34 protein-coding genes are annotated in these 24632 nt (G+C 50.8%); 21 read left to right on the top strand and 13 right to left on the bottom strand.

The features are described 5' to 3' along the window. Window positions 1–54: 54 nt before the first annotated feature. The 8 genes from AOC34_RS01745 (at window position 55) to AOC34_RS01710 (ending at window position 4649) form a co-directional block, all read left to right on the top strand. Window positions 55–687 carry a MotA/TolQ/ExbB proton channel family protein gene (locus AOC34_RS01745; protein WP_108468488.1) on the top strand — a complete coding sequence of 211 codons (633 nt, stop codon included), beginning with the start codon at window positions 55–57 and terminating at the stop codon, window positions 685–687. After that, window positions 684–1160, top strand: coding sequence for an ExbD/TolR family protein (locus AOC34_RS01740; RefSeq protein ID WP_108468487.1), 477 nt, complete (start codon window positions 684–686; stop codon window positions 1158–1160). Before AOC34_RS01745 ends, AOC34_RS01740 begins: the two co-directional genes overlap by 4 nt. 15 nt (window positions 1161–1175) lie before the next feature. Beyond that, window positions 1176–2324 (top strand): tetraacyldisaccharide 4'-kinase, encoded by a 1149-nt coding sequence (gene lpxK / locus AOC34_RS01735; RefSeq protein WP_234408125.1) that lies wholly within the window; start codon window positions 1176–1178, stop codon window positions 2322–2324. Then, window positions 2317–2502 (top strand): Trm112 family protein, encoded by a 186-nt coding sequence (locus AOC34_RS01730; protein WP_108468486.1) that lies wholly within the window; start codon window positions 2317–2319, stop codon window positions 2500–2502. The genes lpxK and AOC34_RS01730 overlap by 8 nt, the downstream gene beginning before the upstream one ends. An 11-nt stretch (window positions 2503–2513) precedes the next feature. Then, on the top strand, window positions 2514–3275 hold the full coding sequence (gene kdsB / locus AOC34_RS01725) for a 3-deoxy-manno-octulosonate cytidylyltransferase (RefSeq protein ID WP_108468485.1): 762 nt from the start codon (window positions 2514–2516) through the stop codon (window positions 3273–3275). Window positions 3276–3343: 68 nt separating this feature from the next. Then, entirely contained in the window at window positions 3344–4006 is a 663-nt protein-coding gene (adk, locus tag AOC34_RS01720; protein WP_108468484.1) for an adenylate kinase, read from the top strand. Window positions 4007–4165: 159 nt separating this feature from the next. Then, complete coding sequence (locus AOC34_RS01715) at window positions 4166–4387, top strand: DUF4160 domain-containing protein (RefSeq protein ID WP_108468483.1); 222 nt, start codon at window positions 4166–4168, stop codon at window positions 4385–4387. A gap of 7 nt (window positions 4388–4394) precedes the next feature. Next, window positions 4395–4649 (top strand): DUF2442 domain-containing protein, encoded by a 255-nt coding sequence (locus tag AOC34_RS01710; protein ID WP_108468482.1) that lies wholly within the window; start codon window positions 4395–4397, stop codon window positions 4647–4649. Between the two features lie 19 nt (window positions 4650–4668). Here the strand turns inward: AOC34_RS01710 and nrdR are convergent, their stop codons facing one another. Further along, on the bottom strand, window positions 4669–5115 hold the full coding sequence (gene nrdR, locus AOC34_RS01705; RefSeq protein ID WP_108468481.1) for a transcriptional regulator NrdR: 447 nt from the start codon (window positions 5113–5115) through the stop codon (window positions 4669–4671). Between the two features lie 3 nt (window positions 5116–5118). Beyond that, on the bottom strand, window positions 5119–6366 hold the full coding sequence (gene glyA / locus AOC34_RS01700; RefSeq protein WP_108468480.1) for a serine hydroxymethyltransferase: 1248 nt from the start codon (window positions 6364–6366) through the stop codon (window positions 5119–5121). Window positions 6367–6429: 63 nt separating this feature from the next. On the opposite strand from glyA, the gene tolQ reads away from it, so the two are divergent. From tolQ to AOC34_RS01655, 9 genes are all read left to right on the top strand, one after another. Continuing rightward, window positions 6430–7086: a protein TolQ gene (gene tolQ / locus AOC34_RS01695; protein WP_108468479.1), complete on the top strand. Its 657-nt coding sequence runs from the start codon at window positions 6430–6432 to the stop codon at window positions 7084–7086. A 28-nt stretch (window positions 7087–7114) separates the two neighbouring features. Further along, entirely contained in the window at window positions 7115–7543 is a 429-nt protein-coding gene (locus AOC34_RS01690) for an ExbD/TolR family protein (RefSeq protein WP_108468478.1), read from the top strand. A gap of 35 nt (window positions 7544–7578) precedes the next feature. Further along, the gene (gene tolA, locus AOC34_RS01685; protein ID WP_108468477.1) at window positions 7579–8433 is read left to right on the top strand and encodes a cell envelope integrity protein TolA; all 855 of its coding nucleotides are present in this window, start codon (window positions 7579–7581) and stop codon (window positions 8431–8433) included. Window positions 8434–8437: 4 nt separating this feature from the next. After that, a complete protein-coding gene (gene tolB / locus AOC34_RS01680; RefSeq protein ID WP_108468476.1) occupies window positions 8438–9733 on the top strand; it encodes a Tol-Pal system beta propeller repeat protein TolB in 1296 nt (431 codons plus the stop codon). A 94-nt stretch (window positions 9734–9827) separates the two neighbouring features. Beyond that, a complete protein-coding gene (gene pal / locus AOC34_RS01675; RefSeq protein ID WP_108468475.1) occupies window positions 9828–10328 on the top strand; it encodes a peptidoglycan-associated lipoprotein Pal in 501 nt (166 codons plus the stop codon). A gap of 15 nt (window positions 10329–10343) precedes the next feature. Continuing rightward, entirely contained in the window at window positions 10344–11060 is a 717-nt protein-coding gene (gene ybgF / locus AOC34_RS01670) for a tol-pal system protein YbgF (RefSeq protein ID WP_108468474.1), read from the top strand. 36 nt (window positions 11061–11096) lie between these two features. Further along, the gene (gene queC, locus AOC34_RS01665) at window positions 11097–11849 is read left to right on the top strand and encodes a 7-cyano-7-deazaguanine synthase QueC (RefSeq protein WP_234408166.1); all 753 of its coding nucleotides are present in this window, start codon (window positions 11097–11099) and stop codon (window positions 11847–11849) included. Between the two features lie 177 nt (window positions 11850–12026). Continuing rightward, window positions 12027–12281, top strand: coding sequence for an AbrB/MazE/SpoVT family DNA-binding domain-containing protein (locus AOC34_RS01660; RefSeq protein WP_108468472.1), 255 nt, complete (start codon window positions 12027–12029; stop codon window positions 12279–12281). Beyond that, window positions 12281–12607 carry a type II toxin-antitoxin system PemK/MazF family toxin gene (locus tag AOC34_RS01655; protein ID WP_108468471.1) on the top strand — a complete coding sequence of 109 codons (327 nt, stop codon included), beginning with the start codon at window positions 12281–12283 and terminating at the stop codon, window positions 12605–12607. Before AOC34_RS01660 ends, AOC34_RS01655 begins: the two co-directional genes overlap by 1 nt. A gap of 6 nt (window positions 12608–12613) precedes the next feature. On the opposite strand, the gene AOC34_RS01650 is transcribed toward AOC34_RS01655, so the two are convergent. The 6 genes from AOC34_RS01650 to AOC34_RS01625 all read right to left on the bottom strand — a co-directional run bounded on the left by AOC34_RS01650 (window position 12614) and on the right by AOC34_RS01625 (window position 16311). Then, window positions 12614–13234, bottom strand: coding sequence for a riboflavin synthase (locus tag AOC34_RS01650; protein WP_108468470.1), 621 nt, complete (start codon window positions 13232–13234; stop codon window positions 12614–12616). Window positions 13235–13302: 68 nt separating this feature from the next. Next, the gene (gene ribD, locus AOC34_RS01645) at window positions 13303–14439 is read right to left on the bottom strand and encodes a bifunctional diaminohydroxyphosphoribosylaminopyrimidine deaminase/5-amino-6-(5-phosphoribosylamino)uracil reductase RibD (protein WP_108468469.1); all 1137 of its coding nucleotides are present in this window, start codon (window positions 14437–14439) and stop codon (window positions 13303–13305) included. A gap of 18 nt (window positions 14440–14457) precedes the next feature. Next, window positions 14458–15078, bottom strand: a complete 621-nt coding sequence (locus AOC34_RS01640) for a GspH/FimT family pseudopilin (RefSeq protein ID WP_159074776.1) — start codon at window positions 15076–15078, stop codon at window positions 14458–14460. Next, window positions 15027–15431, bottom strand: a complete 405-nt coding sequence (locus tag AOC34_RS01635; RefSeq protein ID WP_159074775.1) for a hypothetical protein — start codon at window positions 15429–15431, stop codon at window positions 15027–15029. Before AOC34_RS01635 ends, AOC34_RS01640 begins: the two co-directional genes overlap by 52 nt. Window positions 15432–15463: 32 nt before the next feature. Continuing rightward, a complete protein-coding gene (locus AOC34_RS01630) occupies window positions 15464–16111 on the bottom strand; it encodes a PilW family protein (protein ID WP_159074774.1) in 648 nt (215 codons plus the stop codon). Then, window positions 16108–16311 (bottom strand): type IV pilus modification PilV family protein, encoded by a 204-nt coding sequence (locus tag AOC34_RS01625; protein WP_159074773.1) that lies wholly within the window; start codon window positions 16309–16311, stop codon window positions 16108–16110. Before AOC34_RS01625 ends, AOC34_RS01630 begins: the two co-directional genes overlap by 4 nt. 148 nt (window positions 16312–16459) lie before the next feature. On the opposite strand from AOC34_RS01625, the gene ribBA reads away from it, so the two are divergent. From ribBA to nusB, 3 genes are all read left to right on the top strand, one after another. Then, complete coding sequence (ribBA, locus tag AOC34_RS01620; protein WP_108468464.1) at window positions 16460–17629, top strand: bifunctional 3,4-dihydroxy-2-butanone-4-phosphate synthase/GTP cyclohydrolase II; 1170 nt, start codon at window positions 16460–16462, stop codon at window positions 17627–17629. A gap of 102 nt (window positions 17630–17731) precedes the next feature. Beyond that, window positions 17732–18244, top strand: a complete 513-nt coding sequence (ribH, locus tag AOC34_RS01615) for a 6,7-dimethyl-8-ribityllumazine synthase (protein WP_108469990.1) — start codon at window positions 17732–17734, stop codon at window positions 18242–18244. Continuing rightward, window positions 18234–18737 (top strand): transcription antitermination factor NusB, encoded by a 504-nt coding sequence (nusB, locus tag AOC34_RS01610; protein WP_108468463.1) that lies wholly within the window; start codon window positions 18234–18236, stop codon window positions 18735–18737. Before ribH ends, nusB begins: the two co-directional genes overlap by 11 nt. A gap of 31 nt (window positions 18738–18768) precedes the next feature. On the opposite strand, the gene AOC34_RS01605 is transcribed toward nusB, so the two are convergent. Beyond that, a complete protein-coding gene (locus AOC34_RS01605) occupies window positions 18769–19599 on the bottom strand; it encodes a lytic transglycosylase domain-containing protein (RefSeq protein WP_108468462.1) in 831 nt (276 codons plus the stop codon). A 460-nt stretch (window positions 19600–20059) separates the two neighbouring features. Between AOC34_RS01605 and AOC34_RS01600 the strand changes: the two genes are divergently transcribed. Continuing rightward, window positions 20060–21532, top strand: coding sequence for an NAD-dependent succinate-semialdehyde dehydrogenase (locus AOC34_RS01600; protein WP_108468461.1), 1473 nt, complete (start codon window positions 20060–20062; stop codon window positions 21530–21532). Between the two features lie 402 nt (window positions 21533–21934). Here the strand turns inward: AOC34_RS01600 and AOC34_RS01595 are convergent, their stop codons facing one another. The 4 genes from AOC34_RS01595 to AOC34_RS01580 form a co-directional block, all read right to left on the bottom strand. Beyond that, window positions 21935–22354: a type II toxin-antitoxin system HicB family antitoxin gene (locus tag AOC34_RS01595; RefSeq protein WP_108468460.1), complete on the bottom strand. Its 420-nt coding sequence runs from the start codon at window positions 22352–22354 to the stop codon at window positions 21935–21937. Between the two features lie 10 nt (window positions 22355–22364). Next, on the bottom strand, window positions 22365–22529 hold the full coding sequence (locus AOC34_RS01590; protein ID WP_234408124.1) for a type II toxin-antitoxin system HicA family toxin: 165 nt from the start codon (window positions 22527–22529) through the stop codon (window positions 22365–22367). A 145-nt stretch (window positions 22530–22674) separates the two neighbouring features. Next, entirely contained in the window at window positions 22675–23538 is an 864-nt protein-coding gene (gene trmB / locus AOC34_RS01585; protein ID WP_108468458.1) for a tRNA (guanosine(46)-N7)-methyltransferase TrmB, read from the bottom strand. Between the two features lie 30 nt (window positions 23539–23568). Beyond that, window positions 23569–24546 carry a UDP-glucuronic acid decarboxylase family protein gene (locus AOC34_RS01580; protein ID WP_108468457.1) on the bottom strand — a complete coding sequence of 326 codons (978 nt, stop codon included), beginning with the start codon at window positions 24544–24546 and terminating at the stop codon, window positions 23569–23571. Window positions 24547–24632: the final 86 nt, after the last annotated feature.

Here is a 24632-nt window from a genome sequence, read left to right as displayed (position 1 = left end):
AGCAATCCCTGTCGATCCAGAAGCCCATTTCATTTCAGCTAAAGTACTGATCTTATGTATACCATCTTACTGTCTGCCGGTTGGCCCATTTGGCCCCTCTTAGCCCTCTCCATTTTTGGCCTCGCCATCCTCATGGAGCGTACCTGGTACCTGCGCCAAGCGCGCATTGCCCCGCAGACGGACTTGGAAGTTGCCTTTGGCCTAGCCGAAGGAATGGCAAGCGGAAAAGCAGCCCCAGCTGGATTGATTCAGGATTTGCGCCAGGGCTCGGTCATTGGCACACTGCTCGCCTCGATTCTCTCTGAAAAACAGGCAGGGCATTCAGCCGGACAAGCAATTGAAGAACTTGCTGTGCTTGCAGATACCTCCTGGATGAAGTTGGAACGCTACCTCGGAGCGCTCGCTACGATTGCAACCCTCGCTCCACTCCTCGGTTTATTCGGTACCGTGGTTGGCATGATTGAAATTTTTGGTAGCCAAGGAATAGTTACCGGCAGCGGCGGCAACCCGCAGCAGTTGGCGAACGGGATTTCGATTGCGCTCTACAACACGGCATTTGGACTATTGATTGCGATACCGGCTTATGCCGGTTGGCGTGGCTTACGGGCCATGGCCGATCACCGCCAGCGGGAGTGTGAAGAATTCGCACGCCAACTGTTTAAAAAACTCTACCCCGAAAATACATGAGCTGGATTACGCAACGTTTAAGCGGTCAGCGAGTCAATCTCGGCTCGCTACGCAACGCCAATCGCTTTGCGCGCGCAGAACCAGAAATTAATCTGATTGCATTTATTGATGTGTTACTGGTGGTGTTAATTTTCTTAATGGTTTCAACCACCTTTACGCGCTACAACGAACTGGCGATTACATTGCCGACTGCAAGCGGTTCTGATGCATCGACAAAGCCCCAGTCCATCACCATTACAGTTAGCCGCGATGGCCGCTACGCCCTCAACGGCAAGGTAATCGATCGGAGCCAACTGGCCCCATCCCTGAGCAAAATCGCCAACCCATCCGCACAAACGAGCCTAGAAAATAGTCCGCAGATTAACATCGATGCCGATGCCAAGGCCCCCCATCAGGCAGTCATGCGCGCCCTTGAGGCGGCGCGCGATGCGAACCTGCCCAACGTTGTCTTTAGTAGCCAGGGCAGCAAATAATGCAGCCTGCTGACCGTGCGTAAAGCGCCAATTCAAGGTCGATCGGCGCCCACTTTTTGGGAGCGGCGCGGCATCATCAGTTGGCTGTTGTGGCCACTATCCAAACTGTTTGGTCTATTGGTGGCAGGCAAAAATGCCGTGCGCGATCTTGGCGTTGGTATCGGAAAACCATTTTCAGTGCCCATCATTATTGTTGGCAATCTACGTGTCGGCGGCACCGGTAAAACCCCCATCGTGATTGCACTAACTGAGCGCCTGCGTGCCCGTGGTTTTTATCCGGGGATTATCAGCCGAGGCTATGGTGGTCGCAGCCACTTAAAGCAAGCCAATCCAATCGAAGTAAGCAGCAAGTCAGATCCCGCCGTGGTGGGCGATGAACCCGTACTGATGGCACAGCGTACGCAAGATGCAATACCCATTTGGGTGTGCCCAGAGCGCCGTAAAAGCATTCGTGCGCTCCTAGTTGCCAATCCCGAAGTCAACGTCATCATCAGCGACGATGGTTTACAGCACTACGGCCTGACACGCTGGCCAGCACGCGACGGTGGCCGTGATATTGAAATCGTCGTGCGCGATCACCGCGGCGAAGGCAATGGCTTTTTGTTGCCGGCTGGTCCCTTGCGTGAGCCTGCTAATCGCGATCGTGATATCACCTTAGTCACCGGAAAGAGTCAAAGCGCTGATAGCGCTACTAATGCGGATGATGGATTGCATTACATTGCCGACCGCCCTGCATTTACGCTAAAGCCGATATTGGAGTTTGCCTACCCATTACACAATCCAAGCCTAGTCAGTTCGCTTGAAACCGTGTTGGCAGAACAGGCCAATGCGCCGATCGTTGCAATTGCCGCGATTGGTAACCCCCAGCGATTTTTTGATGGAATCCAGTCACTTCTTCCTCAACCAAGCGCGGCATTTAAGGGCATTGCATTGCCAGACCATGGGCACATTGATACCGCCCTTTTGAATACACTGGATGCAAAGTGTATTTTGATCACCGAAAAGGATGCCGTAAAATGCACTCATATTGATGATCAGCGCATTTGGGTTGTGCCGATGCAACTCAGCTTACCTAATGCACTAATGGATTGGATTGAATCAATCCTGCGAAGACCAGATCCGAATGCCTTAAAGAGCGAGCCCCGAAGGAAAAAAAATGGATAAGCGTTTACTCAGTATTTTGGTTTGCCCTTTATGTAAAAGTGGCTTGCACTTGAATGAGCAGCAGCATGAATTAATCTGCCGCATTGATAAGCTTGCTTACCCCATTCGGGATGATATTCCGGTGATGTTGGTGGATGAAGCGCGCACCTTAACGCCTGAAGAAATGCAGGCTTTGTAAGTCAATCCATTTTGAACACACTCACCCTCCCCGAATTTAGCGTTGTCATTCCAGCGCGCTTAGGATCCACTCGCCTTCCCCGCAAACCCCTAGCAGATATCGCAGGTAAGCCCATGGTGGTCCGTGTTGCTGAGCAGGCAAAACGCTCTGACGCCCAGAGCGTGATTGTGGCAACCGATTCCGGAGAAATTCAGGCGGTATGCGATGCCCATCGGATCGAGTGTCTCTTAACGCAAGCCACTCACCCGACCGGCACCGATCGTATTGCTGAAGTAGCGCAATTATTGAAGTTACCGGCTGATGCCTTGATTGTGAATGTTCAAGGCGATGAGCCGTTAATTCCGCCTGAACTCATTAATCAGGTTGCATTGGCATTAGCAAGCCACTCGCAATGCGCAATCGCCACAGTGGCGACGCAAATACATGATCTAGCAGAAATCAATAATCCCAATGTGGTGAAGGTAGTGCTTAATCGCCAGCATGAGGCTATGTACTTTTCGCGCTCAGCCATTCCCTTTGCACGCGATGCAGCAATATCGAACCCCCCATACCTGCGGCATTTGGGGATTTACGCCTACCGAGCGAGTTTTTTGGGTGCCTATGCACGCCTCGACCCGGCCCCGCCGGAGCAGGCAGAATCACTCGAGCAGCTTCGCGCCCTATGGCACGGCTACCGCATTCAGGTTCACATTACGGCGGATGTGCCTCCGCCCGGAGTCGATACCGAGGCCGATTTGGAGCGCGTACGGCTGGCTTTTGCTTCTCGGGGATAATCCTAGGAAAGTTCCCGTCAATAGGCTTGCAAAATACGGGACAATGACGAATTGAGGGGAGAACAACAATGCGGTTAATCCTACTGGGCGCCCCAGGCGCCGGCAAAGGGACACAAGCTCAGTTTATTTGTGAGAAATTTGGTATTCCGCAAATTTCCACGGGAGATATGTTGCGCGCTGCCGTTAAAGCAGGCACGCCCCTTGGCGTTGCTGCAAAAAAGATTATGGATGCGGGCGGCCTCGTTTCCGATGACATCATTATTGGCTTAGTCAAAGACCGTCTCAAAGAATCAGACTGCAACCAAGGCTATTTGTTTGATGGCTTTCCGCGCACCATTCCCCAAGCACAGGCCATGAAAGATGCGTCGGTGCCAATCGACTTTGTACTAGAAATCGATGTGCCCTTTGATGCCATCATTGATCGCATGAGTGGCCGTCGCGTGCATCCTGCCTCAGGCCGCAGTTACCACATCAAATTTAATCCGCCCAAAGTGGATGGCAAAGACGACGTTACGGGTGAGCCATTAATTCAGCGTGATGACGACAAAGAAGAAACCGTGCGCAAGCGCCTGCAGGTCTACACCGACCAAACGCGTCCCTTAGTGGAGTACTACTCCAGCTGGGCTGCTAGCGGTGATTCTGCGAAGGTGAAGGCGCCCGCTTATCGCAAGGTCAGTGGCACAGGCACTGTGGACGACATTACGAATTCGATCTTTGCGGTATTGAAGTAAACATAAAAATATTTATAAAAGTTTTATATGTGCCGTATACAATAACCGTTCTATTGAACCAACTTATTGCACGTACAAGTGCATTCTCTAAAATAGAGGGTTGATTCTTAGAAAGGTTTATATGCCAACAATCAGCAGTTTTATGGCATCCTCATTCGAATGTTTTTCAATGATCACGCGCCTCCTCATTCTCATGCCGAATACGGTGAATTCAAGGCAACTATTGATATTAAAACGCTGTCCGTTTTGAGCGGCACCCTTCCTAGACGGGCTCACGATTTGGTGTTAGATTGGGCTCATAACCATCAAGTTGAGTTACTTGAAGATTGGAATCTATGCATGTCTAAACAGCAGCCAAAATGCATAGAGCCATTAAAGTGAGATTGCTATGGATTGGGATGTAAGCCAAGTTAAGGTTGTCGGCCCTCTGCAATTAGAGGTTGCCTTTGCCGATGGCACCCGCGGTCGTGTGGTATTTGAACCCACTCACCTGACTGGCGTTTTTACTTCGCTTCAAAATCCTAAGTTCTTCAACCAAGTCCGAATTAATGGTGGTGCCGTCAGTTGGCCTGGTGATATTGATTTAGCTCCAGATTCCATGCATGCGGCAATTCGCAAATCGGGTGATTGGGTACTGCGTTAGTTCATTTCTCAGCTTTTCCTTACTTCAATTCTTTAAGCGCACTCTCAAACGATTCAATATCGGCAAAGCTGCGATAGACCGACGCAAACCGAATGTAAGCCACTTTATCGAGGCGCTTGAGCTCACGCATCACCAATTCGCCGATGCGATCACTGGCTATCTCTTTCTCGCCCGTTGCCACCAGTTTTTCTTCAATACTCGCAATGGCTTCATCCACTAAATCAGACGATACCGGACGCTTACGCAGTGCTAGCTTAAGCGAACTCGCAAGCTTTTCATGGCTGTACTCAACCCGGCTGCCATTCTTTTTTACGATCGCAGGAAACGTTAACTCGGCGCGTTCATAAGTTGTAAAGCGTTTGTCACAGCTGGCACAGCGGCGGCGGCGGCGCGTGGTATCTCCTTCCTCCGACACCCGGGTATCCATCACTTGGGTGTCTTCACCATGACAAAAAGGGCAGCGCATGCGTTAGCCTCCGTAAACCGGGAAGCGCTTCGTTAGAGCATGTACTTGGGCTTTGACTTTCTCAATGTTCGCTGCATCATTTGGGTTATCCAGCACGTCGGCAATAAAGTGACCCACCTGAATCGATTCCGCCTCTTTAAAGCCGCGGGTCGTCATTGCTGGTGAGCCCAAACGAATACCGCTCGTCACCATCGGCTTTTGCGGGTCATTGGGTATGCCGTTTTTATTGCAGGTAATGTGCGCATCACCCAATACTTTTTCTGCTTCTTTGCCCGTCATGTTTTTGCTGCGCAAATCAACTAACATCACGTGCGACTCAGTGCGACCCGAAACAATGCGCAAGCCGCGCTCAATTAAGGTATTGGCCAAGGCTTGTGCATTGGCAATGACTTGTTTTTGGTAGTCCTTGAAGCCAGGCTCCAAGGCTTCTTTAAATGCAGTAGCCTTGGCAGCAATTACATGCATTAATGGGCCGCCCTGCAATCCTGGGAAGACGGCAGAGTTGATGGCTTTCTCATGCTCGGCTTTCATCAAAATGATGCCGCCACGGGGACCACGCAAACTCTTGTGGGTGGTTGAGGTGACGATGTCGGCATGCGGCACTGGATTGGGGTAGACACCGGCAGCAATTAAGCCGGAGTAGTGGGCCATATCCACCATGAAGATGGCGCCGACTTCTTTTGCCACTTTGGCAAAGCGCTCAAAGTCGATGTGGAGCGAATATGCCGATGCGCCGGCAATGATTAACTTTGGCTTGTGCTCGCGTGCCAAACGCTCCATTTGCTCATAATCAATCGCTTCGTTTTGATCGAGGCCATAGGAGATCGGGTTAAACCACTTACCACTGAGATTCAGTGCCATGCCGTGGGTTAGGTGACCGCCTTCCGCCAAACTCATTCCTATGAAGGTATCGCCTGGCTTTAAGAAGGCCAAGAAAACAGCTTGGTTCGCGGAGGCGCCGCAATGGGGCTGGACGTTCGCTGCCTCGGCCCCAAATAAGGCCTTCACGCGATCAATCGCCAGTTGCTCGGCGACGTCCACAAACTCACAACCACCGTAATAGCGCTTGCCTGGATAGCCCTCAGCATACTTATTGGTCAGCTGGGAGCCTTGCGCCTGCATTACGGCCGGCGAAGTGTAATTCTCAGAAGCAATCAGCTCAATGTGGTCTTCTTGGCGGCGATTTTCATTCTCAATGGCGGCCCAGAGTTCGGAATCGGTCTTGGCAAGGGTATTTTGGCGGTCAAACATAGCGATAATCCTGATTAAGTTGGATTGGTTAGATAAAATCAACCTACATAATACAAAACACCTATGAACCCGACCGAAGACCTCTCCTTTTTATCCCTTATTCTCAATGCCAGTTTGATCGTCCAGCTGGTCATGCTGATCCTAATCACGATGTCGATTGCATCCTGGACCGTGATTTTTAAGAAAGGATCGACTCTGCGGGGTGTAAAGCGCGATACCGAACGCTTTGAGCGTGACTTTTGGTCTGGTGGCGACCTCAATACCCTACTAGAGGCTGCGCAGCGTAATAACCGTAGCTCAGCCGTCATGGAACGTATTTTTGCGGGTGGCATGCTGGAATTTTCTAAAGCACGGGAAATTGATGCGGCGCGCCGTGCCATGAAAGCCACTTACCAACGCGAGATGGATCTTTTGGAGGCCAATTTACCCTTCCTGGCCTCTGTAGGCTCAGTGTCGCCTTACATTGGCTTATTTGGCACCGTTTGGGGAATCATGCATGCCTTTAAGGGTTTGTCCAACGTACAGAATGCCACTTTAGCTGCAGTTGCGCCTGGCATTGCTGAAGCCTTAGTTGCTACCGCCATTGGTTTATTTGCGGCGATTCCGGCAGTCGTGGCGTACAACAGCAATGCCACTGAAATCGATCGTTTAGCGATTCGCTTTGAAACCTTCATGGAAGAGTTCACTAACATCCTGCAGCGCCAAGCTGCCCATCGTTAATTGATTGCCTTGAGAAATAGCTAAGCGAATGGCCCAATCCAGTCGATCCTCCTTTCGATCTAATCGCCGCCGTGCGATGTCGGACATCAATGTCGTTCCGTACATCGATGTGATGCTCGTCTTGCTCATCATCTTTATGGCGACTGCAGCATCCGTTAATCCTGGCGTAGTCAATCTACCCACCGTTGGCGGCGCCAAGACGCAGGCATTGCCTCCTATTTATTTATCGGTGGATGCCAATGAAAATATTACCGTCAAACGTGAGGGTGAGTCATCGCAAACCCTCAGCCGCCTCGAGCTCGGCGCATTTGCACGCACCCAAGCAGAAAAATCTGCCGATCAACCCGTTGTATTAGCGGCCGATAAATCCGTTAAGTACGAAGTGGTGATGGACGTCATGGCCAAACTCAAAGAGAATGGCGTCAAGCGGGTTGGTCTTGCTGTTAAGAGCCAGTAGTTTCATGGGCGCATCTCCCAGCTCATGCTGACCCCATGAATACCGCACAACAATGGCCTTCGCCTTTTTTACGGGCAAAACCAATCAAAACGGAAAGTACGGCTCGCGCCTTCTCCTATTCAATAGTGGCGCATTTGCTGCTCATTGCAATGTTCACGATTGGCATTAATTGGCGTACCAGCGCCCCAGGCGGAGTAGAAGTAGAGCTATGGGATTCCACGCCCGTAGTTGAGCGCACTGAAACGCCGCCGCCAGCCCCCGTCAAAGAAGAAGCGGCCGATATTGCAATCAAGAAAAAACCGGTAGAAAAAGAACCGCCAAAAAAAGAGGTGGTGAAAGAAGTGCCGAAGCTAATCGAAAAAGTACCGCCAAAAAAAGAGGTGGTGAAAGAAGTGCCGAAGCCAGCCAAGGTGACTCCGCCCCCAGAAAAACCAAAAGAGCCGGAGAAGCCCAAAAAAGTAGAGCAAGCGAAAGCACCAACACCGGCAGAAATGAAAGCCAATGCCGCCGCTGAAAAAGCCCGTGCCGATCAATTAGCAAGGCTACGCGCTGCCGCAGGCGCTGAGGGCGGCAGCGGTGGTCAAGTCGGAAGTAGTGTTGGTGGTGGTGGCAACGCGCCGCCGGCGTACGCCGATAAAGTGCGTCGCAAGATTAAGCCGCTCATTGTATTTAACCCCGAATCCATTACGGGCAATCCGGCGGTTGTCGTATTGGTGGATCTCGCACCCGATGGGGCGATTCTAAAGCGCGGCGTGATCACGTCCAGCGGCATTCCGAGCTGGGACCAAGCGGTTTTACAAGCGCTAGATCGTGCAGAAACATTTCCGAAAGACGACAATGGCATCATCCCTATGCGTCAAATGAGACTCACTTTTAAACCCAAGGATTAATGCCATGCGGACATCCCTATTGCGACTCCTGCGCTCCCTTTTCATCCTGCTTGCCTCCCTAGGCGCAGTTAGTCCAGCTGCCGCACAAATGAATATTGAAATCACGGGCGTCGGCCAATCGCTTTACCCCATTGCAGTAATGCGCTTTCAGGACGAAGGAAAATTGCCTGTCGGCGTGACGGAAATCATTCGTCAAAACTTAGCGCGCAGCGGCTACTTTAAAAATACCGAGAATGGCAATACCAGCGAGAGCGATGAAGGTACGCCCAATTACAAAGCCTGGTCTGCACGTGGAGCTGATGCCTTGGTTGTGGGCTCGGTCAAACAAGCGGGTCCTACCCAGTTTGAAATCCGCTACAAGCTGTTTGATATTCGCAAGCAGCAGAGCTTAGATGGCCTTTTAATCACAACCAGTAGCGACAATCTGCGCCAAGCAGCACATAAGATTTCCGATGACATCATCTTTAAATTGTTGGGCGAGCGCGGGATCTTCTCAACCCGCCTCTCTTATGTCATTAAAGATGGCAATCGCTACCGCCTCGTGATATCGGATGCCGACGGTCAGAATATTCGCAATGCCCTCAATAGTGCCGAGCCGATTATTTCTCCATCCTGGTCTCCGGACGGTAAAAAAGTAGCGTACGTTTCCTTTGAAGATCGTAAACCGGTTGTGTATGTGCATGAGCTGGCAACCGGTCGCCGTGTCTCGCTCTCTAATCAAAAAGGCAATAACAGTGCGCCAGCATGGTCGCCCAATGGCGAGAGCGTTGCGCTGGCTTTATCGCGTGATGGCAACACGCAAATTTATTCCATGAATGCCGATGGCAGCAATTTACGTCGCCTCACCCAAGGCAATACGATTGATACCGAGCCGCAGTACTCTCCCGATGGTCGCTCGATTTATTTCACCAGCGACCGCGGCGGCAATCCACAAATCTACCGCATGAGCGCCGAAGGTGAGCGGGTAGAAGGTGCTAAGCGGGTGACCTTTAAGCAGTCTTTTGCAACCTCACCCCGGATATCGCCGGACGGCAAACTGATGGCGTACATCGCCAACGTGGGTGGTGGCTTTCGGGTGCATACCCTCAATTTAGCAACCGGAGAGGTCCGCGCCCTGACCGATACCGCCAATGACGAATCCCCCTCCTTTGCTGCCAATGGCCGCTACATCCTGTACTCCACCCGGGTCGGTGGCAAGCGGGTGCTAGCCGCAGTCTCGGTCGATGGGCAATCAAAACAAGTGCTGAGCATTCCAGGGTCTGACGTTAGACAACCCTCCTGGGGGCCCTTCATGGATTAGGGATCCCTTTCTAATTCGGGGACGAGAAGGCATAATAGAGTCATAGCGGCATTGTGATAAATGCCTACTACCCATACTGAAAAGGACTACAACCATGATTTCTATAGCTCGGCGTTCAGCTGGATTCGCGATCTTAGGCTTCGTTGCCCTCTTAACCGCTTGTTCTTCGGGCGTGAAGTTGGATGATGTTAATGGCGCTAATGGCAGTGGCGGAGCCGGTGCATTTGGCTCGCAGCCCTGGAACGATCCAAAAAGCCCCCTGTTTGAGCGTAGCGTGTACTTTGGTTTTGATGAGTTCACTGTCGATGGCAGATACCAAAAGATGTTGTCGGCTCATGCCAGCTTCCTAAAACAAAATACCGCCCAAAAAATCATTATTCAAGGCAATACCGATGATCGCGGTACAACCGAGTACAACTTGGCACTCGGCCAACGCCGTTCTGATGCGGTACGCAAGTCGCTGGCTTTAATGGGCGTCTCTGATGCACAAATGGAAGCGGTTAGTTTTGGTAAAGAAAAACCCAAAGCAGAAGGTACTACTGACGCAGCGTACGCAGAAAATCGCCGTGCTGACATTGTTTACGTTCCCAAGTAATTTGGAATTGCCACAATGACATGGAATGTCAACTTCACAAGGGCGCTAGCAACTGGCGCCCTTGCTGTTTTTTTTATTCTGCCCACACCTGCATTAGCGATTCTTTCAGATGATGAGGCGCGCAAAGCCATTTTGGATTTACGCAAGACCTTGGCGAGTACTCAGTTAGAACTGCAAGGTCAAATTGAGCGCCTCAAGTCAGAGAATGCCCAATTGCGCGGTCAGATTGAGGGCCTTCAACGGCAGGGTGAAGAGCTTATTGCAAGTCAAAAAACCAACTACCAAGATTTAGACACGCGCCTCAGTAAATTTGAACCCCGTACCCTTGAAATTGAAGGCGTTACAGGAACAATTCAGCCAGGTGAAAAAGCAGCTTACGATGATGCGTTAGCCGCCTTTCAGGCAGGTCAACTCAAAAAAGCGGATGCTGGCTTTGCTGGTTTCGTTCGTAAATACAATGCCAGCCCTTACTTGCCCTTAGCGCTTTACTGGCTAGGCAATACCAAATACGCCCTCAAAGAGTACCCCGGCGCCATCACCCAATTGCAGAACCTCATCAAGGCCTACCCAAAGCATCCCCGCATTCCAGCAGCAATGCTGACATTGGGTAATTGCCAACTCGAGAGCGGCAACAAAACAGCCGCGCGCAAAACCTATGGCGATCTGATTGCAAGCTACCCCGACACTGAGGTCGCAGTAGAGGCTCGTCAGATGCTGCCGCGTACCAAGTAAATACCCCCGTTATTTTTTAAGCGCAGTATGACTGGCATCAATTCGCTATCTCGTTTTTCTCAATCTGCACCCCGCATCTCTGGGGCACCTGCAGTTATCTTGTTTTCCGGTGGACTGGATTCAACAACGATTTTGGCTTTAGCTAAGCAATTGGGTTACGCACCCTATGCGCTCTCCATTCGCTATGGTCAACGCCACTCCTCAGAGCTCATTGCTGCAGAACGTATTGCCAAATCGATTGGCGTAGTGCGGCATGAGGTGATTGATCTGGCACTCACGCGTTTTGGTGGCTCTGCGCTAACCGACTCCAATCTGGATGTACCAACAACGTCGAACGCCATCGCTAATCCCGACTCCGATATTCCGATTACCTATGTTCCGGCCCGCAACACCATCATGCTCTCACTTGCACTCGGCTGGGCAGAGGCTTTGGGGGGCTCTGATATTTTTTATGGCGCCAATGCCGTGGATTACTCGGGTTACCCTGACTGCCGCCCCGAATACGTCGCCTCCTTTGAGCGCATGGCCAACCTAGCCACTAAAGTAGGGGTCGAAGCACACAACGATGCAGCGCGCTTTCGGGTACACGCCCCCATCATCGCTATGAGCAAGGCAGAAATCATTCACTTAGGCAGCGCTCTCGGGATTGATTATGGCCAAACTGTGTCCTGCTATCAAGCAGATGCTTTGGGCCATGCTTGTGGCGAATGCGAATCCTGCAAACTACGTCAAGCTGGTTTTGCGCAGGCTGGTGTTGCTGACCCAACGCACTACCGCAAATCTGCGTAAGTAGATTACTACCTGCGCTGTAAGCAGTAATTCTCTAGCAAAATGGATTTAATACAAAATCTACAAAATTGACTAAATCAATAGCACAGATAGGGTTTGTTTTTTAAAGTGAAGGCTTTGTCTTGATATTGCATCAACCATATGTTATATTAATATATAACTTAATTGGAGGGTGGTATGCAAACAAATTTAAGAAAAGTTGGTGGTTCTGTAATGCTGGCCGTATCCCCTGCATTTTTAGAGGAGCTTAAAATTTGTCCAGGATCAATCGTGGATGTAGCTCTGCGCGAAGGACAGCTAATAGTAAAACCCATCACTAAACCAAAATATACCTTAGCAGAGTTATTAGCAAAATGTGATCCCAAAGCCAAAATGCAAAAAGAAGACAAGTTATGGCTTAGCTCGAGCCTTGTTGGCAAAGAGATTCTGTAATGAATCGTGGTGATATTTATTTAGTCTCACTAGATCCAACAGCAGGGCATGAGCAAAAAGGTATGCGCCCGGTATTGGTAGTTTCACCTGATGCGTTTAATAAGTTGACAAAGGCACCAATCGTAGTGCCCATAACATCTGGTGGGAGTTTTGCAAGATTAAGTGGATTTACGGTTGATTTAATTGGCTCTAAAACAATGGGGGTTGTACGATGCGATCAACCAAGAGTACTTGACTTAGGTGCAAGAAAAGCAAAAAAGTTGGAGCGTGTTTCAACCGATGTAATGGATGATGTATTAGCAAAGCTAATTACACTGATTTCATAGAATCAACTACCTAGCCTGAAAATCCATCAAGCGTGCCACATAGCGTGCAATCAGATCAACTTCTAGGTTCACAGCGTCTCCGGCCTTGAGCTGACCTAATGTGGTCTGCTGCATGGTGTGCGGGATGATATTGATTTCGATGGTGCAGCCACCTGCATTGGTTTTGTTTGTGGCATTCACGGTAAGCGAAACCCCATTCACCACAATCGAACCTTTGTAGGCTACAAATGGCGCAATCTCGGCAGGCGCTTGAATCACCAAATGCCACGATCCATCCGGCGATTGATCGACTGCTGCGAAACGCTCTACCTGACCAATGCCATCGACATGACCGCTCACCAAATGCCCGCCGAGGCGATCAGAGAGGCGCAGCGCTTTCTCTAAATTCACGGCGGCTTGTAAATCCAGTCCAATCGTCTTATTCAACGACTCACGCGAAATATCCAAGGTAAATTGATTGCCATGGATTTGGGTCGCTGTCATGCAAGCGCCCTGGATTGCAATGCTATCGCCAATCGCAACATCATCCAGGTAGCCTGCAGGCGTCTCAATGGTGAGGCGCATGCCATCACCAAAGGCAGATGCTGTTGTAATGCGGCCAACTGCAGTAATGATTCCTGTGAACATATCGGTGCTTTATCGGTAGGTGGTTTTCTAAGGTGTTATTACTTGTATCGTCTGCTTATGTTACGACCTTACTGCTGCACAAAGCGTAAACGGATATCCGGCTCGAATACGCTAAGGTCAATTCGCTTCCAATCAGTACGCTGCGCTAATGAGGTCAACTCAGGCAAATTGGCGATGCCCAGGCCAGAACCGAGTAAGGTGGGTGCCAAGTAAACGAGCAGCTCATCTACACAGCCTTCACGCAACAGAGAGCCGTTCAATTTATAGCCCGCTTCCACATGAATCTCATTCATCCCACACTCGGTCGCAAGGTAGCGCATGAGTGCAGGTAAATCGACTTTACCCGCAGCGTTTGGCATGGAAATTACCTCAACGCCCTGAGCCTGCAGCTGCGCCTGCTTCGCTAATTGCGCATCGCTTGTGATTGCACCGCACACCACCATGGCACCACCGTCCTTGATTGAAGCCGACTGACTTGGAAACGGCTTCAGCACAGCCGCAGTGAGCGGAATATCGAGCTTGGAGTCAATGATGATGCGCTTGGGTTGGCGCAAGGTATCAACGGCTCGGACAGTCAGACTGGGATCATCTTCTTTGACTGTACCAACGCCAGTCAGAATAGCGCAGGCCTGAGCGCGCCAGCGATGACCATCCTCTCGGGCAGCGGCGCCGGTAATCCATTGGCTTTGGCCATTGGGCAGAGCTGTCTTGCCGTCAAGGCTGGCAGCAACCTTGAGTCGTACCCAAGGCAATTGCCGCGTCATGCGGGATATGAAGCCTGGGTTGAGGGCAACCGCCTCCTCTTCCAGGAGACCACACTCCACCTGAATGCCCGCGGCGATCAGCTGCTGGATGCCATTTCCACCAACCAAGGGATTGGGATCTTGCATGGCAATGACCACGCGCGCTGGCTTAGCAGCAATGATGGCCTGCGTACATGGGGGTGTTCTACCTTGATGGCAACAGGGCTCTAGGCTGACGTAAATGGTTATGCCACTTAAGTCGGCACTGTGCTTGCGGGCATCGGCAAGCGCCTCGATTTCAGCATGGGCACAGCCGACTTGCTGTGTAAAACCGGTGCCAATCACTTTCCCTGCCTTCACAATCACACAGCCAACCCGTGGGTTGGGATTAGAAAGGTATAAAGACTTTTGCGCCGCGGCTATGGCCAAGCGCATAAAGTCGGTATCGTCTTTGGTGAACATACCCCTATTAAAACCGATTTATCGGCAGGCCCTGCGATCTTGGGCTGGGTCACATAAGCGCCAACGCCCACCACTACTCAAAATGGCGTGGCGCTCAATTCCGCTAGCAGACTGATGCCGAAACACCACCCGGTTCGCCACAAATCCGCCAGACTGGCTTTTAGCTGCCCCAAAAGCATCAAAGCCAATCCGTTTATGTTGCCCGTTGGGCCCTGCAAAACCCGAGCTCCGTTCATCAATCTCTACTGGGGTGATATCGCCCTGGCTGAGTAATACCTGTTGCATTGGGCCTCTGGCATGTGGATGCACTTCCATTTGAACGACTCGCCAACCCCGCGACCACTGCTGCTCAAGCGGCACCATTTGAACAGCAAGCCCCTCACTAAACAAAGCAACTTGACGGGCAAATTGCGCATGCTGAATAAAACGCCGGGCTACGTTTTCAACTTCGCGCTGCGCCAATTGCTGGTGCAGGAGTGGCGCTCCCATACTGGCCATAATCGCAACAATGGCTACAACCGCCATCATCTCCAGCAGGGTATGGCCATTTGCAGTGCCACCCTCCATATTTGTAATCGTGTAGCGCATTAAGGCAGCTGGGGTCTTGTTGACCCAGTTACCGACCACAGTACGCGCCAATTGAGGCGCCGGATAGAGTGATCTTGCTTATCGCGGTACACCATGGACTCCAGTTGGGTTTGTTTGGGATGATTGGGCTTGGATGCTATGGGATGTTTTGATACAGCACTCCCACGCGCTCGGACTCGGATGAGCTCGCCTGCTCGATTGGCATCCACTACGGTAATGTCGCATGCTGCACCGGCATCGTGCGTAGTTGGCACATCAAGTGGGGCCGTATTACTCAATTGCGCTTCGCATTGATTAAGTTCATTCTCTGCCGCTGCAAAGGCTGCGTGCGCTTCTTGCTCGATGGCGAGTAGCCGAATTTGCAGAGCGGCGCTGTGCTCTAAATTTATTACCAGAGTTGTCATGATTGCAATGATGCTGAGGATCCACGCAATAATCATGGAGTATTACGCAGCGCTACAAAGCGACTGAACTCGCGCTCCACCAGGGTGGTCTTGAGCACAATTTGGATACCACTGCGTGCTGCAGGAGCCAACTGACCTTGCTGTGTTTTGTACTCGACCCAATTGAAATGGAGTGAGTCAATGTGGTTCATCAAGCTGGTGTTTTGGAGTCGGCCTTGTTTATCCAGTGAGGTACACATCAGCGATCCAGTGTGCTCGCCCACTGCCTTTTGTACAAAAAAGCCTTGGTACCGCAAGCCCTTTTTGGTTCTGGATTGGGCTTTTCCGTAACTAACTTGTTCAACCCGGTTACCCAAGCAATCCCCTTCTGCGCCATCGGCTGATTCGTGCTTTACCCACAGAAAATCAGAACGATTCCAACCGCTGCGGTGTTCAATACCGATGTAATCGACTTTAGCCATGTGCTGTTGCCGGTACTCCCCCAAGGAATTGATCTTGCGGTATCCCGCCATACGAATGGAGCGGGCCATGAGCTCCAGCACCCGAATCGCATCGTGCTCCACTAGCCAGGCTTTTTCGAGTTGGGTTTGTTTGCACACAAGTACTGCGCTGGACTGCATCATGGGCGCAATCACTGCAATGCCCAAACCCATACTCACCAAACATCCTAAAAGAGTCATGGTGAGCCCCGCTCGTGCTGATCCTGAGCCCGATGTAGCTCGGTACGCTGGACCTCGATTTGCCTGTATTGCATTAGTACGCGCTGATAGGCCTCGACCACACCGATGTAAGCACCAGCGATCAAGGCCATCGCCACCACCACCTCAATCAGCCCAAAGCCCCTGTCGCCGGCAAGGTAGGCTGCACGCGACTTTTGCATTGATGGGTATATTTGGCTTGCTAGTGGGTTTTGCATTCACCCATATTGCGAGGGATGGGGGCTAATTTCTATCAGGCAATACGGCTTTTCTGCGGTAAAAGTGCTGCAGACCTACCGCTTTTGCCCCCTGCGCTTAAAATAGCGGCTTATGCCTACAACCTCATCCGCCATTTCTCCTGTCACGCAAGGCAGCCTCTCCTCGACCCAGGAGATCATTGCTGAAATGCAAGCGGGTCGCATGATCATTTTGGTTGACGAAGAAGATCGCGAGAACGAAGGCGATTTAGTTTTAGCAGCGGATCACGTCACCCCAGATGCCATTAACTTTATGGCCAAGTATGGGCGGGGTTTGATCTGCTTAACCCTCACGCGCGAACGCTGCCAGCAATTGAACTTACCTTTGATGGTGCGCGACAACGGCACGTCCATGGGCACGAACTTTACGGTCTCAATTGAAGCGGCCAGCGGCGTTACAACCGGTATCTCGGCAGCGGACCGCGCGCATACGATTCAGACGGCAGTCGCGCCCCACGCAAAACCAAATGACCTGGTGCAACCAGGCCACGTATTTCCGCTGATGGCGCAGCCAGGCGGAGTATTGATTCGGTCTGGCCATACTGAAGCCGGTTGCGATCTCGCTGCATTGGCACACTGCTCGCCGACCGCTGTCATTTGCGAGATTATGAAAGACGATGGCAGCATGGCAAGGCTGCCGGATCTCTTGGAGTTTGCTAAAGAACATCAATTGAAGATTGGCAGCATTGCCGACCTGATTCAGTACCGCAGTCAAAACGAGAGCATCGTTGTGCGCGAAGGTGAGCGTACCTTCTCTACACCATGGGGCGACTTTCAGGGAATTGTGTACCGCGATACCCCCAGCTCCTGTGTTCATCTGGCCCTCGTCAAGGGTAAGCCAATGGAAAACATTGAAACCTTAGTGCGCGTGCATGAGCCCGCAACCGTTCTGGATTTTTTAGACAGTAAAGAAAGCACCCACTCCTGGCCTTTGGCTCATGCCCTGCAGAAAATTGCAGCTGCTCCCGTAGGTGTTGCAGTCCTCTTGAATATTGCTGGCGTTGCCGCCCCATCGGAGGCGAGCTGGTTATCGCAGTTCCATAAACTCAATAAGAGTGTTTCGCCCAGCGAGAATAAAACCGTTGGTCACAAAACCGATTTTCGGAGTTACGGTATCGGCGCGCAAATTCTGAAAGACTTGCATGTGGGCAAGATGCGCTTACTAGCAAAGCCTACGCCTGTACCTAGCCTCTCCGGTTATAAACTTGAAATCACGGGGCATATCCCGTTTGAGTCGGCCTAAATCTGCCTGAGTTCAGATAAACCGCACATCACTTTTTTACATCCAACCAATTACATCGAACCAATCGGAACTTTTATGACAAGCCCAACTTCTACTGCCGCCATGGATGATGACAATGAAAGTCGTGGCGTTGGCATCTTAGAGGCCGATCTGAATGGCCAAGATATGCGCATTGGTATTGTGCAAGCGCGCTTTAATGAAGACCATTGCAATGCCTTAAGTGAAGCATGCATCGCCGAGTTAATTCACCTAGGGGTGGCGCAAGACGACATTCGATTGGTGACCGTTCCTGGCGCACTGGAAATTCCCTTTGCACTCCAAAAGCTGGCGGAGACAGGCGAGTTTGATGGTCTAGTTGCTTTGGGCGCTGTTATTCGGGGGGAGACCTACCATTTCGAATTGGTCTCCAATGAGTCTGCTTCTGGTATTACTCGGGTTAGCCTTGAGTCTGGTTTACCCATTGCCAATGGCGTATTAACCTGCGACACCGATGAGCAGGCCGATGAGCGTGTTCATATTAAGGGGGCTGACTGCGCACGTGCCGTCGTCGAGATGGCCAACCTTGCCTTAGCCCTAACGCCTGACCTCGATATTGAAATCAATAATGCCGAATAAAACCCCAAAACCAGCCGAAGAAGGCGTTTCCAAAGCAGTAGCCCCCAAGCGCTCCTTAACGCCGCGCCGCCGCGCCCGTGAATACGCCCTGCAAGGAATCTATCAATGGCTCGTGATGCGCCGCGCTGGCAGCCTAGGTAATGCTGCAGCAATTAGCAAGCAGTTAGCAGAAGATCCTGCTTTTGCTCGTTGCAAGCTGGATTTGTTTGAAGGTTTGTTTAAGGGTGTTCTCGATAACGCTGATCAGCTCGATAGTGTGATTGCGCCTGCGCTCGATCGCCCTGCCAATGAGCTATCGCCCGTAGAGCATGCTGCTTTACTCATTGGCGCTTATGAACTAGCGATGGATATTTCTGTGCCGTATAAAGTAGCCATCAATGAAGCGGTGGAGCTAGCCAAAACCTTTGGCGGCACCGATGGCCATAAGTACGTCAACGGGGTGCTGGATCTATTGGCACAGTCCCTCAGAACAGCCGAGACCCAAGCGGGCTAAGCACAAGCCCCCTGACCTCAGGGCTTAGCACTTATGCGTTCGAATTACCCGACCCCTTTGGGGAGCGATTACGCGCTACCTCATTGAGCTCTTCACGCTCTGCAATCACTTTGTAGGTATAGCTGTTTGGTCCGCCGCTGGCATTTGGGGCGCCAAGGTAACTGCGCAAACCCGCCTCCAGTGATCCAGCTTTGGCGATACATGCTTTGAGAATTAACGCACCTACCCGAATATTTGCCTCCGGCACAAATGCTGCTACAACGCCGCCGTAAGGCTCAAATTTTTCCGTATGAACGCGGGTGAGTACCTGCATTAAGCCCTGGGCCCCTGCGCGACTTTGGGCGTTGGGGTTAAAGCTGGACTCGGTTGCCATAATCGCCAGCAGTAACACGGGGTCTAAATTGACCTCATTGGCTACTTCGATGGCATGACTTACGTAGCGCAAGCTCTCGGCCGTGCTAATCCGGTACTTTGCTGCCAAGTGGTTGGCTACCGCCTGGCGCTCTTTATCGCTCTTCAAAAACTGGGCATCGAGTGCAGCAAGGTCGATCTTGCTGCTCGGTATTGCCGATGCGGCAGGGGCAATCGACGGAAATGCCGCTGTGGATTCGGTATTGGCAAATTCGAATTGGGTGTATTCCAGGAGCAATTGCCGCGCTTCACTGGGCACTAAAATGCGTGCAAACTCAAATGCTCCAGCATTGGTGCGCGGACCAGTTAGCCAAAGGGCAATAGCCAAAAATACAATGGCTAGCCAGGTGTTCTTGCTGAACGCCTTTAGGAAGGGGGTCAATTTCAGCGCAAGAAGTGCAAGCTGTGAAGTGCCTAATTGTGTTGTTACGTTGTCTACGCGTTTTCTCATTTACTGGAGTCACTCTGCAATTCGCTACTTCTACGTCCTGCATATTGCATTGCAACATTTAATATAGATGATGCATAGTAGGTAGCCCTTTATATCATGTCAAGTATATAAAAGTAGTTTTCTATATCTTTTTAATACTATAGAAAGGTCCTCGACTCGCTCTAGAGCCAATATGACAATAAAAATACATATAAATCATTTACTTATAGATGTTAGTCGACACTAATTTTGACATATGAAAATCTACCCATAAACGCACCTTTTTTCATGATGTAGAAGATAAAAACACTATATCTAGTTATTTTTTTGTAAACATAGAACTAGGGGTAGTGTCCAATCGCCGACTTATGAGCAATGGATTGAGCTCATTCACACAGCATTAAACAGACTAATTGGGGCCTTGCTACACTTCATAACTCAAGCGCAGTAATGTTGCTGCCACCACCAACCGAGTCTAGCCATGTCCAATTCCACTATTCAATCCACCTTACAAAACCCTGCCTTGTTCCAATCCGACGCCTGGATCAATGGCAATTGGGTTGGGGCGGCTTCGCGCTTTGCAGTGGACAACCCAGCAAACGGCGAAGTAATTGCGCAGGTGAGTAATTTAGGCGCTACTGAGGCTGAAGCAGCAATTGCGGCGGCCGAGGCAGCCCTGCCAGCCTGGCGGGCTAAAACCGCAAAAGAGCGCTCTGCTATTTTGCGCCGCTGGTTTGATTTGATTGTCGCCAATAGTGATGATTTGGCCCGGATCTTGACCTTAGAGCAAGGCAAACCCCTTGCCGAGGCCAAAGGCGAAGTCGCCTATGGTGCTAGCTTTTTAGAGTGGTTTGCCGAAGAAGCCAAGCGGGTGGCCGGCAGCATTCCGGCCAGCACCTGGAACGATAAACGCATGCTGGTGCTAAAGCAGCCGATTGGCGTGTGCGCAGCCATTACCCCATGGAACTTTCCGATTGCAATGATTACCCGCAAGATTGCCCCTGCTTTAGCGGCAGGCTGCACGATTGTGATTAAGCCCGCCGAGCAAACCCCCTTATCCGCCCTGGCTTTGGCTGAACTCAGTCGCCAAGCCGGCATACCCGCCGGCGTGGTTAATGTGGTGACCGGGGATGCAAACCATTCCGTCCTGATTGGCAAGGCTCTGTGCAGCTCGCCGATTGTGCGCCACCTCTCCTTTACCGGCTCGACTGAAGTCGGCCGTATTTTGATGGCGCAGTGCGCCCCAACGATTAAAAAGCTCGGCCTGGAGCTGGGTGGCCACGCCCCCTTCATTGTGTTTGAAGATGCTGACATTGATGCCGCGGTTGCTGGGGCCATGGCCTCCAAATACCGCAATGCCGGGCAGACCTGCGTCTGTGCCAACCGCTTTTATGTTCACAGCAAGGTTATCGATGCCTTTACCGAACGCTTTGCTAAAGCAGTACAAACCTTAACGGTTGGTAATGGTTTAGATACCGGTGTGATGCAAGGCCCCTTGATTGATAAAGCAGCACTCACCAAAGTTGAGGAGCACGTGGCCGATGCGCTTGCTAAGGGGGCAAAGCTGGTTACCGGTGGCAAGGTGGCTGCCATCGGGGGACACTTTTATGAACCCACGATTTTGTCTCACATCACAACAACGATGCGCATCAGCAGTGAAGAAACCTTTGGACCAGTGGCACCCATCATGGCCTTTGATGACGATGCCGAGGTTGTGCGCCTAGCCAACCAATCACCCTTTGGCCTAGCTTCTTACTTTTACAGCCGCGACATTGGCCGGATCTGGAACGTGGCGGAAGCACTGGAGTACGGTATCGTCGGCGTCAACAGCGGCGCAGTCTCCAATGAAGTGGGTCCCTTTGGGGGCGTCAAGCAATCGGGTCTTGGACGCGAAGGTAGCGTCTGGGGAATGGATGAGTATCTAGAGATGAAATACGTGTGCGTGGGGCTGTAAGGGGCCCTAACGAATAATTTTTCTAGGCGTAAAGAATGTGCTCGATAAAATAGTCATAAGACTGGAGCCTAACTCTAGCTCGTTGCCTAACTCTGCTCCTTAAAAAGTAAAGGGGGTGCCTTTGGTTCGGCATTTACAAAAACAATCTAAACCAACAGAAAAATCCTGCCCTTTGTATGAGGCAGACGAGGGGCCGCTAAGCCAAATACAGCTTGCTCAAATCAAAAGAGGGGCACCCAAACTAATTGGTGCAGTAGTTCGAAGCCGCCTTTTTAGAGCAAAATAAGATCTGTGGCCCCGGACCCAATAGAGCGTTTAAGACGCATCAGTGAACTGAGCTAAAAGCTGGTCGTAATAGGAGCTCTCGACGTCTTGGTTACTATCTTGATTACGTATACGACCTTAAGCAGCAATCCGAACCTCAAGATGACGTCCAAGTGCCAATGCCGCCGCCTCAATTTGATCAAGCTTAGATGCGTGACGCAAATCAAATAAGCGATCGACTTGCGGCATATGCCAACCCAGACGTCTGGCTAATTCCGACTTCTTAATACCCTGCTCTGTCATTGCCTGATAAACGCCTAATTTGGCACATTCAAGAGCGGTCGGGGATACTGTTCGCTCTCCCCGCCTTACTTTGCTCGGCAATGGCAATGCCTTGCGAGAATCTACATAAAAAGATAATCCTGTTTCTAAAGCATCTACTGCATTTAGTAATGCCTCTTCTTTATCGGCGCCAAACGTAATTGCTTCTGGTATATCCCGAAAGCGTACCAAGATAGTGTCACCATCTTTTGTCAGTGTTACCGGATAGTTAAACATGCACTTCCCCTTACTTCAAACCGAGTTGCCGCTTAATTGCAGCCTCTAAACCTTTACCCAATTCGCTTGTTCCATGCATCGGTAAAGTAGATTGTTTACCATTTAAAAATACCTTCAAATGAGAACCTTTACCAGGTAAAAAAGTAGCTCCTTGTAGCTCTAGCCACTTTTTCATCTGCTTCGAATTCATTGGATACAATATAACACATCTGTTGTGTTTTTAAAACCCCTTTATTTGGCCTTGCTAGGCACTGAAGCTGTCTGCAGTAAAAAAATAACTTAGTTACAAAAGTAACTTGCGCAACACTAAAGACACTTTTTTACCGCTTGCGATACACCAAATCCCAAACGCCATGCCCCAAGCGTATGCCGCGGTTCTCAAACTTGGTAATGGGTCTGTAGGAGGGACGCTCGGCATATCCGGGATGGTCGCCCTCAAGATCTTTTAAGGTGGGCGTAAATTCGTTTTTAGATTCACCCGGGCCATCCGCGCCAGAATCAACAACATCGGCGCGAGTAAACGTTTCAATACGGATGCATGCAGTAGAGGTGTTTTGCAAGCTCGCTTCTCGATTCAGAACGAGTAGCATTTGCTCGGCGTAGTTGTGCCAATCGGTTGCTAGGTGTAAATAGCCACCAGGCTTAATACGGGATGCTAAAAGCTCGACAAACTGCTGTTGTATCAGGCGCCTTTTATGGTGACGCTTCTTATGCCATGGGTCTGCAAAGTAAATGTGGATTCCGTCCAAGGAATTTTCAGCAATCATGTGCTCCAGCACTTCGACCGCATCGTGCCGAATTAAGCGCAAATTGGTGAGGTCTAGTTCACCAATACGCTTGAGTAATGCGCCCACTCCCGGCAAATGCACTTCGATCGCTAAAAAATCATCCTGCGGGCGTAGCTGCGCAATGGCAGCCGTGGTTTCGCCCATGCCAAAACCAATCTCCAAAATGCGGGGGCGAGGCCCACTTGTATCGCCAGAATTCGTATGACTAAATGTAGTCTCCCAGCAGAATGGCTGCTTCTCAAAGGGAACTAAAAACTGAGGGCCTAAGTCATCGAGCGCGCGCTGCTGACCAGCGGTTAAGCGCCCTGCGCGCAGCACAAACGACCGAATGCGATCCGTGCGATCCGCTTGCCCTACAAAGGCAGTCTGGCCGACTTGCGTTGATTTAGTTTCCACAGAATGCGCTGGTACAGTTGATGCAATGACTTAAGTATTCGCCAAAAGGGCTTTAAAGTAGGCAATTGTTTCTTTTAGGCCATCCTCCAGATTAACCTTCGGCTCCCAGCCAAGCTTGGCTTTTGCTAAGGCGATGTCGGGTTGACGCTGCTTCGGGTCATCGGATGGCAGTGGCGCAAAGACGAGTTTGGATTTGCTATTAGATAAACGCAGAATCGTTTCAGCCAGTTGCAACATAGTGAACTCACCTGGGTTGCCGGTATTCACTGGACCAGTAAACCCGGCTTCGGAGTTCATCATTTTGACCATGGCATCGATTAGGTCATCGACATAACAAAAGCTGCGGGTTTGCTGACCATCGCCATAAATGGTGATGTCTTTGCCTTGCAGGGCTTGCACAATAAAGTTACTCACCACCCTGCCATCATTGGGGTGCATGCGTGGACCATAGGTATTAAAGATGCGCACCACTTTAATGTCGAGCTCGTGCTGGCGGTGGTAATCAAAAAAGAGGGTCTCGGCGCAACGCTTGCCTTCGTCGTAGCACGAGCGAATACCAATGGGATTGACCTTGCCCCAGTAGGACTCAGGCTGGGGGTGCACTTCCGGGTCACCATAGACTTCACTGGTCGAGGCCTGCAGAATACGGGCCCGCGTCCGCTTGGCTAGGCCCAGCATATTAATCGCGCCATGCACGCTGGTTTTGGTGGTTTGTACCGGATCGTATTGGTAGTGCACAGGCGAAGCCGGGCAGGCTAAGTTATAAATCTGATTTACCTCTACATACAGCGGAAAGGTCACATCGTGGCGCATCACCTCCAGACGGGGGTTATCCAATAGGTGTGCAATGTTCTGTTTGCTGCCGGTAAAAAAGTTATCCACGACCAGCACTTCATTGCCTATAGACAAGAGCTTTTCAGTTAGGTGCGAGCCCACGAAACCAGCGCCACCGGTAATGAGGATTTTTTTAGCACTGATGGTATTGATTGAGGCAGGGTTCTTAATCATGGGGTATTCCAGATAGATAATGGGGCGACGTTAGTAGATGGAGTAATCAGTATGAATGGGTTTAAAGATATAACACGATTGAATGC

It is taken from the genome of Polynucleobacter difficilis (genome assembly GCF_003065365.1).
GTDB lineage: Bacteria > Pseudomonadota > Gammaproteobacteria > Burkholderiales > Burkholderiaceae > Polynucleobacter > Polynucleobacter difficilis.
This window is presented reverse-complemented; position numbering and strand designations above follow the sequence as displayed.